Here is an 11,149-nt window from a genome sequence, read left to right as displayed (position 1 = left end):
TTTTATAAAATTACAAATTAATTATTCTGTCATCGGCTTCTTGACTCCAATAAAATACCCGACAATAAATAGGATATAGTAAAATATAATATTAAATAAACCGAACTCCTGTACATTAAAATTATGACTATTTATAATAATAAGTAGTAAGACAAAAAAGACAACTACTTCTAATTTATTTTTTAAAATCGTAATGTTTAATGATTTTTTCTTAGAATAAAATCTAACAAAGATTAGCTTTAGAATCAACCCTAAAATAGATGCTAATATAAACACAAGACTATTATTAAAATCAAACACAGCTTTTAACAAAGAAAAGTAAACACAGTAAACCAAATTTATATAAATATTGTTATAAAACATAATCTTTAATTTTATTCGTCTAAATAAGTTCTCGATACATTTTCAGGACTAACAGCATTTGATAAATCAGTTAATTCAGTAGCTGTAAAAACACTTGCCGATACAACTACAGCTACTTTAGCTCCTTGTACGTAAGCACCTGCTCCACCTGTAGCTACTGCTACTGTACCGTTTATAGCGAGATTAATATTATCCGCTTTATTCTGAACAGGCGAAAGTCCTTCTGAATCATTACTTTTCAATTCCGCAACATCGTTAGTTGCTTCTTTTAGTTCTTCTGATACGAATTTGGAAGACATAGTACTTTTTTCATTTGTAAATGTGGCTTTAGCTCCATCATCTGTCATTGTGACAACTGTAGTTTTCACTTCTACAGAAGCAGTATCACTTATATTGGCTTTTGCATCAACTGTTAATGACGATGATACAACAGTAGTTGTATAAACGCTTTGACCTAAGTCATTTTTGCTACTTGTATTATATGTATGTGTGTCAGTTACAGTATCTGTACCTGTTTTAATTTTGTTTCCTGCTGCATTCGTATCATATTTAAAAGTATTAACAATTGTTCTGCTATTCTTTTTTGGTGGGTCCTCGCCATTACCAGTAGGAGCCATCCCATCATAGTCTTGCCAGTAAACAGGGTTGTTAAATCCAAAATATAAGGGCTATGCCTACGCATTTGTTCAGCTAATGGATCTAAATTCATCCATCTACCAAGTGCAGGGTCATAATTTCTTGCCGACACATCGTACCAATCTAATCCAAGTTCGTCTTGCAACTCCTTTCCACCAAAACCAAATTTCTGAGCAACGCTATTACTATTAGAACTCACAACATTATTATATCCTTTATGAGTCATACCAAAAGGATAATAATTTTTCTCGGATATTATCTCGATAGAAGCATCGTTGTTACTGTCGGAATACGTGAGCCTCACATTATTTAGGTGGTATTAATATTATTATTTGGACACGAGTTACAAACTCACGCCAGCTGGGGATTTTCGTTAAAAAGTATTTTGATTATTTGTCGTATTTAGCTATTAAAGACTCAAACTTTTCACTTATTTCATTCGAGACCTTTGTGATTTTACCTTCGAGCCAAGATTCTTTTCCAATGATTTTTGACCTAAAATAAAAGTCGTTCTTTTCAATTTTCACAATCTCAACTAAAGCTTTTTCTGTCATATTAGGCTTTGGCAAAATACCTTCCTTGATTACTTTGTATCTATAAAGATAATAACTGCAATCATCAGCTTTTTCAATCTTATTAAGATATTCTATACCATACTCATCACTAGCTTCATATTGCCACATCCCACTTCTTTCAATAACTATTTCAGAGGCACCTACGTCCATAGTAAAGCTTCCGACATAAAAATCTCCACACTCATTTTGAGAATGTACTTGCGTTAAAAAGCACAGTTGAACTAATATTATAATATTTTTCATAAAGCTCTAAAAATAATTACGATTCCACCCAAAATTAAAATTAAAATTCCGATGTATTGGCTAGGTTGAGTAGATAACTGCACATAAGACTCTTCTTTCTCATATTTTTTTGTTTTCTCTATTTGATAATTCAACCAAAGTATGCCTAGTATAATTAAACAAATTCCAATAATAATATTTACCCAATCCATATTTAATCTCGTGTTCCTTCTATAACAGTTGTACCATCTTGTTGTAAACTATCAATAATATGGTCTGTAAGTTCACCAAAAGTTATTTCTTTTGCTTTAATTATGGACTCAGTTACAGTATTATAACTACCTGTCTTTTTTAAATAATCTAACGCTTCATCTGATAATTTACCAAATATAACTTGTGTTCCATTTTCAATAACTATTTGCCCATAAGATTTTTCCCCCCTCAACTAAATCAACACTAACATTTATTCCTGTACCTACTCCGCTTATTACTTCTCCCACTGCTATTATTTCTGGTTGACCAGTAACAATACCAAAATAAGTTATAGTATCACCTGTTGACTCTAATGCATTTGCACCATCTCTCAATATTTCTTTACCAGAATCAATTGTTTCAGAAGCTATACCTTTTGCTGATTCTGACATGGTCTGTGCATCTCGTACTTGATCCACACTTATATTACCTACTGTTACGTTGCTTTTTTCTTTACCAGTTCTATGTGCTTCAATTCTGTTACCAATTGCTCGATGTAAATTATTTTGGTGTCCAGAAACTTTAGATTTCCATTCTGAAGCTTTAGTAGCAATATATATTGCTATATCATGTCCTAATAATTCTGCACCCTCTAATTCAATACCCATTCCTAATTTATTTTCTTGGAATGCGTAAATAGAATTATAAGTATAATCCTCTGCTAATGGGTCAATCGTAACGAAGCGACAAATTGCTGGGTCATAATGCCTATATCTAAATTCAAGCATATTATATCCAAGTTCTTTGGATATTTCTTGTCCTTGATAAGTATCATGATTATTCTCTGTACCATTTATAACATTATTGTACCCTTTGTGCTTTAAGCCAAAAGGGTAATAATTTTGCTCTCTACGGATTTCGGAAGCATCTACAGAACCATCATTATTATCGTCTGCATATGTAATTCTTACATTATTCCAGATATCTTTATATTGATATACATGTCTGAAGTCATTTACATTCGGTTCCACATAACCCTCTGGTGTAGAGAACATCTTAAGCTGGCTGCCGTTTCCAGTATCCTCATAAATGAAGCTACCTGCATATTGCGTGGTCGACACACTGAGGATACTCTTGGAGTACAGCTCCGTCACCCGCTTCTCAAGTTTTGTCCCTACAGCGTCATAAACATACTCTATGGTTCCGTTATGTGCACTATCCATAAAGAAAGGCCCGTTGATCTCCACCAGTGTCGGAAGGTTGAGATGGTTGTACGCTATCTTGGTGATGCCCTTGTTGAGGTCCATGGTCATGTTGCCGTTTATGTCGTAAATATAGTCATTGTCTTGGTTATCACCATCCTTAAATCCATCTTCGGTGGCCGAGTCGTGCACAGCCAAGAGTTTGTTGCTCAATGGCTGGTAGCTGTAACTTAGATTATCTATGACATCCATGGTGTTGTCCTCCCCAATAAGCCCATGTCTCCTAAGACTTGTTATATTTCCGTTTTTGTCGTACCGTACCAGTGACAAACTGTAGTCTTCTACCGTGGCCGAGGGGTTTATGTAGTTTGCAACCTTGATGCGGTTAAGCGCATCGTAGGTATATCTGTAACCGCGTTGCTGGTTGTCGTTGGCAGTAACCCAAAACACCTCTGAAATATTCCCATTGTACAAAGCTTTGTTGGGGTCTGTCGGGGTGTTGTAATTGATCTCAAACCCAAATAGGTCGTTCCCGAATGCAGTACCATTGTTAATGGCCTTTAACCAACCTCTGATATTGTAATCGTAATCTACGGTTTGCAAGGGACTGGTCGGGGTGTTTCCAACGGCTTTGTGCTTCAATTGCCCCAGTTCATCATAATGGTTGTTGACAATGAGCTCTTCCGTGCTGTCGTTGATACTTTGGGTCTGTGCCAACAGCCTGCCCGCATGGTCGTAGTCAAAACGGTCCACGACCTCTATTGGGGCATTGCTTCCCTTTAGGTGTCTGCTGTTGGTCTCCAAGACCTTGCCCACAAAGTCATAATCCGTTTCCACAATATCCGTGGTGTTGAGATACTCATTTCTACTGACCACATAGATGGGCATGGCCTTATCATCGTAATAGGTCACCGAGGTGATCCAGTCATCGGTATCCAGAACACGGACCTTGCTTGCGGTTGCCAAAGACTTTACATTGGTGTCAATGGCCCTATCGTAAACCATGTCCCCATCGTTCTTGTGCAATTGCCCCGTTAGGCCTAAATTGGCATAGGTATCGTAATAGTTAACCGTTAGCAACTCTAGGTTGTCCATGGGCAGCGACTGATTGGTGTACCCTAAATATATATTGTCCATAATGCCTGCCGTAACATCCCTAACTTCGTGATGTGCGGTCTGTGCATTGAGGTCGTCCTGTAGCTCCAATCTACCTGCATTGTCCGTACCTGCTGTTGGTGTATATCTGTGTTTTCCCGTATAGACCACACGCCCAAAGGCATCGTACTTGGTAAAGAGCCATTGGTTGTTTAAGCGCATGTTAGCATCCTGGGTCAGTACGGGCCTATCGAGTTTATCGTAAACGATGTGTTCCCAGCCCTTGCCAGGAATTTTCTTTTCAATTAAGCGGTTTCTCTTATCGTAATGGTAGATGTAACAGAGCCCTTCTATAACTTTGGGGTTGATGCCACAGCTATTGACGTTCAGTAAACTTTTAGGGTAATGCCCACCATAGGTTAAGTTGGTAAAACTGGCCGTACCCGATATTGTTAAACTGTTTTCTTTTATACCAAAGGTATAGGTATTGCCATTTATGGTAACGGTGCCCAAATTTCTGTCCGCTATGCGCCGCTTGGTTTTTAGAGGGACCAGAATGCCTTTTTTAAAGCTCAGGGGTTCGCTGCCAAACATGCTTATGGCCAAGTTAATGTTATCATCTTGGTCTATATTTAAGGTTATTCCACCCTGGCCAACATTGGTCTTTACCAAGGAATCATCAACCAGCTCTGCCCATGGAATATCCTGGGTATAGCTCAGCGCATTATTACTGTTAAAACTGGTGTTGATCTGATTGACCTCACCTTTACCGGCTATAAAAATACTGTTGTTCCTAATATAAAATGCATAGCTGTACCCATCACCGGAGATACGCCCCAGCTCTGTATCCTTATACTCACCATAGTCTTTTAGAGAGAGTAACTCCCCTTGTTTAAGCACCAAGGCTTTGGTGGCATTAAAACTGATGTTCATGCTCACAATATCGTTTGTGGTACTGGTGGTGACCGTAAAACCTCCTGCTGCCCCATACTCGTTGTCCAAATCGGCCGTTAGGATGGCCTCATCTTCATAATCGGTAAGGCGACGGTTGTAGTCCTCGGCAAAACCTTTGTCCACTTGGGCCATGGCAATCCATGAGAAATAAGTTTGCGCGGACAGTTCACTGTTCTTGTTCATAAATACAATATCGTCTGCCGCTTCCGGTGGAATGACATAGGTGAGGTTGCCGTAATCATCATAGACATAATAGGTGTCGTGCGCGGCTTTTTTATAGGTGCGTTTTAAGATAACCTGTCCTTGCTTGTTCTTGAACTCTTCGGTAGTATGGTTTTTCCCATTGGTCCAGTTCTCGTCCTTGGTAACGGTCTTAAACAAGGTGTTGGGCTCGTAAAAGCCTTCGCACACCAGCGTTGCTTGCTCGGTGTTGCCGTTAGGATGAGCTACGGAAAAATACCTTATATTATCATAAGCATAAAAGTTATGGTCCAAGGGATTTACAGGGTTTAGGCTGTTGGTCTGATAAGCGAACTTAATGGTGTGGCCGTTGTCCACTGCCCAATCTTCTCCTGGTGCGGCTTGCTCCAACACTCGGTTTAGCGGTGAGGCCTCGAGGACCTTTTCCGAGTACGGGTTTGGCAGGGACGCGTCCAGGTCGTCGGGGTATCTGCCCAAGTACTGCTGCTCAAGATCAATCATTAGGCCATCTGGGAGTTCATAGTCCAGCGAGCTGTTCGCCCTGGCATACGGCAGGTAGTCCCTGACCTGTCTGCCGAATTCATCGTACACGATCGGGGTGATGATGTCCTGTTTTTGTCCTCCCGCTTGCTTGGCGATGCTCTGCACCGGTCTGCCCAGGCCATCGAAGTAGGTGACCGCTTCTATCTTGTCTTCATCGGCCAGGTCTATTGCCGTTCCGGCCTTGTGCTCGCCGTCGGTGGTCCTTACCTGGTAGGTGGTACTGGTCACGTAGTTCTCGGTGTCGGTCTGTGCCCCTGCGATATTGGCAGCAAGGCACAGGGCTATAATATATATAAAATGTTTCATGGCGCTCTTAGTTTTGGGTTCTATAATGGTATGCGTTCTGGCTCAGGATGTTGCCGTCCTCGTCCTTAACGTATTTTAAACGGTTGAACTCATCGTACTCATAATGGACGGTCTGCCCCCTGGGGTCGGTAATACTGGTCACACCGACCAGAGGGTCGTAGGCATAGGTCGTCACCATGGCATCCGATAGCTCGGGATGCGAGCGCAGGGAATCAAGTGCCGCCCTGAGTGCCGTTTCCGAGGACTGGCCCACATCGGCAAGCGATGCGTTCTTTGCTGCGGCAATGGCCGTGAACAGATCTGAGGACATGCCCTGGTAGCTCGCGTTCTCGATCTTGGCTACGGGTTGGGTATTGTTATAGCCCCAAATATAGATGATGTGCGTGCCGCCGGCCTTGCTCACCTCCATGGGCTTGCCCTTACCGTTGTACCTGTGGAAGCGGATGCGCTCCTCGGACGGGTTGGTCGGTGACTCCTCTCCCTTTAAGGTCTCTATTTTCTGTGGCAGTACCTGTCCGCCACCAAAGTTGTGGTACACGGTACGGCTGGCACTCTGGGCGAGGACACCGTTGGTATCGCCCACGGTCTGTTCCGTTCTTACCGGTTCAAAACGGTTCTGGTCGACAAGCATCTGTTCCGCCAGTGTGGGGCTCTGTAGGTCCTGGGCATAGGTGACGTGGCTTTCCCGGACATTGCCGTCGCTGCCGGTGGTAATGGTGCCCGATGCCAAAAGGGGGTTGTTGTCGTAGGTATGGGTCTGGGTCACCGTGACGTCCCCGCCATCGAGATAGTCCGTGGTGGTCTGTGATTTTAATCGGTGATGTTCGGTGGTGTAACCGTATAGAGAAACATAGATATTGTTGTCAAAGGTTATGGTATTGTCATTGACTACAGTAGTCAGATCGGGCATCCTAAAGACCTGCACGGCAAAATCCCACGGGTCTTTATTAAACGTATTGGCGTTTTCATATTCAAAATATTCAGCTTTTACCATACGGTTTTCCTTATCAAAATACTCAGTTTTAATAAGATTACCATTACGCCAATTTGAAAGAATAATTTTTTTGTGCACATCAGGGAAGGGGGAATCAAAATATGTACCACTGTATGGAAAATATTGGCCAAAGTCAAACTCCGAAAACGTATAGCGTATGCCACCATTAGTATCGGACTGTCCGTGATGGGATTCGGTGACATTAAGGTAGCCCTGCAGGGCGCCGTTGATGGGTACCAATGGGGCATTGGAAAATATTTGATACCCTTCTGCATAAGATTGTCCATCTGAACTATTGTTAGCAGACCTATAATTAGCAATATAGTTTATCGGTAAACGATAGGCTTTTCCGCTGGTTAAACTTGGTGTAGCTGAATTTTCGTGGTATGTATAATCATATTTTTTCCATAATTGAGGTGTTGAAGATATAGTATCATCAAACGTTTTCAATTCTTTTATTCTTAAGCCTGAATACATATATTCGCCTGGGGTAGGATCTTCAGTATATTTTATTAAAGCAGAGAAACCACCTATGTTGGGAGATTCTGTTTGCAAGACCTCACAACCTTGAAAATTACCATTATATGTTGCCGCTATTTTATAGGTATTTCCAGGTGTAAGAAATTTAATTGCCTTTGGCTCCAATAAAATTTGCGGCGAATTTGGTGCATCAGTTACATCAATTAGATACAACATATAAGAACAATTAGTATCATTTAAAACCTGTCTATCATCTTCATAAGAGCAACCCTGTATGCTAATATCAAATTCTACAATACCATTACTATGCTCTGGAATGTCAATAATCATAGAATAATCAAAGTTATTTGACGGATTAAGATCTTCAAACATGCATCCATTACCGTGAAACATTTTTGAATACTCTAAAAGATAATCTTTATATTGGTGAGTAGAGCCTTGGGAGAAAAAGCTTATTGAATTATTTTCCCAAATAAACTCTTCATATCCACCGGTTGGATAAGTTATTTTTGTAAGCACCTCTGCTTGGGTGTAGGCTGGTTGTACTGAGCGGTCTGCCTTACCCCAGTATGCTGTTGGTATAGAAGTATAGTAATTCGCCTTAGGAATAAGATCTATATTATCCTTTCCATTAAAATATCCAAAATAGTCTATGGATCGCGAAAAACGGTGCGGTAGTTTTTGTGGGTTATACTCAAGAACATATTCCTCATTATCCTCACCTAATGCATTTTGGATAGATACCTTATCCAATCTTAAACGCTTATAGAACTCATTACTTTGTCTGAAAAAAGGATATTCATTGTCTGGAATAGCGTCTGACTGGGATGTTTCCAATTTCATTTCTTTCATAATTTTTCCTTGACTATTTAACAAAGTTATACGCTCTAAAGAATAGCTGTTTTCTAAATCTAAACGCTCCAACGTACTTCTGTTAAATTCTAAACTACCTGTTGGGAATGTTATGGTTTTCACCTTGGGTTGAGTAAACTTTTTTTCAGAATAATTTATCCTATACTCCATAGTGTTAGAACTATTGCTCCATGGCATAAATTCTTCATTAGATTTAATTATAGTTTTTACATCATGCTCTAAGTCGTATTCAAATTTGATAAGAGCACTGCTAGTTGGAAATTCTATCTTTCTGAGCATCCAACTCTGATAATAGGGGTTTATATCTGTCACATAATTGTCATTTTCTCCAGAATATGCACCAGAAGTGGTTAAAGACATAGTTTTAACACCTCTAATTTGTTCTAAGTATTCTATAGAACCACCAAAATGATACATAACACCATCAGGTGTAGTTATTTTAAACCCTGTGATCTTCGTGTCCCCTAATTTTTCAATCTTAACGTTTGTATATGGTCGTTGAACAAAATCATCCAAGTCTTGGTCAAAATAAAATGAACCTGAATACCCAGGAATAGAATAATTAAAATCATCAGGCTCGTAATCTCTCTGAGCTGCCATATGACCCAATAATTGATGGCTCTGTTCATTAGGGTCACAACATGCCCAACTCGAGTCCGGATTGGCTCTAAAATGTGCCATATCGTAAGAATTATACATATAACCCAAAAGTTCCTTATCATCAGGTAACCAATTTATGGTTCTTGAGACCAGACCACCAGCTTGTAAATTCCAACCCAAACCAACCCATGATGCTATATCCGCTACTTTTATGCCACCACCACTGTACGCTAACGAAATAGGCACGAAAACCCCATCATGTTTTATTGTATAAAACGGAATTTGGATATTTGGCAAGCCAGTATAAGGCGAAATCTGTGTTTGCGAGTACTTGATCAGCTCAGCAGCCTCGGGCGAAGGGGGTATGACATTGGGCAGCTCCTGACCAGGCAATGCCGCCATAAACAAAAGTGCTGCGATCGATAGGATAACGTGTCTTTTCATGCTTCAATAAGATTTGGTGCGTCCGTTACCATGCCCAACGGGTGCCCAATACGAGAACACCTGCGGGAGCAGTACACGAACATTTTATTAATGTTCCATTTTACAATAAGAACTCGTAAAACAGTGTTTGGAATATAAAAACCCTGTCTCAGTTAGGGGGAAAGTTCAGCCGTCAAACTAAACTAGAAAAAATGGAATTTTCAAATTTTAGACCTATTTTTTTACAAGATCATACCTTACAGCTAAGTTATTTGATTTACGTCGATATTTTAAAACAATGCCCTTCTGACGTTTTGTTTTTAGCAAACAGAAAAAGTGAAGATGACGTCATTATATCACTTCAAATAATTTACCCGGCAATGGTCTTACTACTCCTTTCAATTCCATGTTGAGAAGTAATCCTGCCAATCTATATATTGGAATATTGCATTCTAAGGCAATGACATCCAACAATACTTTGTCATTTTCTTTTAGGTAATTATAAATTGTTTTTTCATCCGGTTCCAATTCTACGAAAAGTTGTTTTTGAACCACAGGTTTTTTGTCATTCTCTAATTGCCAATTCAATAAATAAGGAATGTCCATTGGATGCGATAATAAATGTGCTTTTTGAAACTTTATGAGATTATTACAACCCTCACTTTGGCTATCTGTGGTTCTGCCCGGTACAGCAAAAACTTCCCTGTTATAGGAGTTAGCTATATCTGCAGTAACTAAACTCCCTCCCTTTTCTGCAGACTCTATAACAATAGTGGCTTCACTAAGCCCTGCTATAATACGGTTTCGCTTTAAAAAGCTATTTCTGTCAAAGTCATCCGTACTCCAAAAATCGGTATAGAACCCTCCATGCTTTTCAACATCTGCAACGTACTTCTTGTGGACTTTGGGATAGATTTGGTTTAAGCCATGTGCCAAGCACCCAATAGTTTGTAAGTTATGTTTCACTGCTGTCTTTTGGGCCGTAATGTCTGTGCCATAAGCAAAACCAGAAACAATCACGGGATTATATAGAGATAAGGTTTCCACTAATTTTTCACAAAATGCAATGCCGTGGGTTGTGATTTTTCGAGCACCAACAATACTAATTATGGGTTGTTGCTTTAAATTGATGTTTCCGGATTGAAATAGAACAATTGGGCCATCGATACAATGCTTCAATTTTTCAGGATAAGAATCTTCAGTAAAATAGTGTGTCGCAATATTGTTGTCTTTAATAAACTTTAACTCATTCTCAGCCTCTTCAAGATGAATCTTATCAAAAAGACCTTCGATAGTAATAGTACCAATACCATCGATTTTTAAAAGGTTTGATGTTTTCTCCTTTAAAACTGCTTCTGCAGAACCACAATGATTAATTAATTTTTTAGCTGTTGTTGCACCAATTTTGGGTACATGCTGTAGGGCTAAGGCAAAAATCAGTTGTTGTTCGGTCATAGTTAAAATAGAAATCTTGGGGAATACAAGAAACT

The 11,149-nt window shown here is 39.8% G+C and carries 6 protein-coding genes; all 6 read right to left on the bottom strand.

The window, feature by feature from the left end:
* Window positions 1–859: 859 nt before the first annotated feature.
* The 6 genes from KCG49_RS16540 to dprA all read right to left on the bottom strand — a co-directional run bounded on the left by KCG49_RS16540 (window position 860) and on the right by dprA (window position 11,114).
* A complete protein-coding gene (locus KCG49_RS16540; protein WP_218545791.1) occupies window positions 860–1,303 on the bottom strand; it encodes an RHS repeat domain-containing protein in 444 nt (147 codons plus the stop codon).
* 85 nt (window positions 1,304–1,388) lie between these two features.
* A complete protein-coding gene (locus KCG49_RS08445; protein WP_218545790.1) occupies window positions 1,389–1,817 on the bottom strand; it encodes a hypothetical protein in 429 nt (142 codons plus the stop codon).
* 193 nt (window positions 1,818–2,010) lie between these two features.
* Window positions 2,011–2,241, bottom strand: a complete 231-nt coding sequence (locus KCG49_RS08440) for a hypothetical protein (protein ID WP_218545789.1) — start codon at window positions 2,239–2,241, stop codon at window positions 2,011–2,013.
* A complete protein-coding gene (locus tag KCG49_RS08435) occupies window positions 2,204–6,289 on the bottom strand; it encodes a DUF6443 domain-containing protein (protein ID WP_256259924.1) in 4,086 nt (1,361 codons plus the stop codon). The genes KCG49_RS08440 and KCG49_RS08435 overlap by 38 nt, the downstream gene beginning before the upstream one ends.
* 7 nt (window positions 6,290–6,296) lie before the next feature.
* Window positions 6,297–9,680, bottom strand: a complete 3,384-nt coding sequence (locus KCG49_RS08430) for an RHS repeat domain-containing protein (protein ID WP_218545787.1) — start codon at window positions 9,678–9,680, stop codon at window positions 6,297–6,299.
* 330 nt (window positions 9,681–10,010) lie between these two features.
* Window positions 10,011–11,114 carry a DNA-processing protein DprA gene (gene dprA, locus KCG49_RS08425; protein ID WP_218545785.1) on the bottom strand — a complete coding sequence of 368 codons (1,104 nt, stop codon included), beginning with the start codon at window positions 11,112–11,114 and terminating at the stop codon, window positions 10,011–10,013.
* Between the last annotated feature and the right edge of the window lie 35 nt (window positions 11,115–11,149).

Origin of the sequence: Winogradskyella luteola, assembly GCF_019203985.1 — a bacterium.
In the GTDB taxonomy this organism is placed as follows: Bacteria; Bacteroidota; Bacteroidia; order Flavobacteriales; family Flavobacteriaceae; genus Winogradskyella; species Winogradskyella luteola.
This window is presented reverse-complemented; position numbering and strand designations above follow the sequence as displayed.

Coding starts and splice junctions, on each gene's coding strand:
- KCG49_RS08445 (WP_218545790.1), bottom strand. CDS start 1,817: ATGAAAAATATTATAATATTAGTTCAACTGTGCTTTTTAACGCAAGTA.
- KCG49_RS08435 (WP_256259924.1), bottom strand. CDS start 6,289: ATGAAACATTTTATATATATTATAGCCCTGTGCCTTGCTGCCAATATC.
- KCG49_RS08430 (WP_218545787.1), bottom strand. CDS start 9,680: ATGAAAAGACACGTTATCCTATCGATCGCAGCACTTTTGTTTATGGCG.
- dprA (WP_218545785.1), bottom strand. CDS start 11,114: ATGACCGAACAACAACTGATTTTTGCCTTAGCCCTACAGCATGTACCC.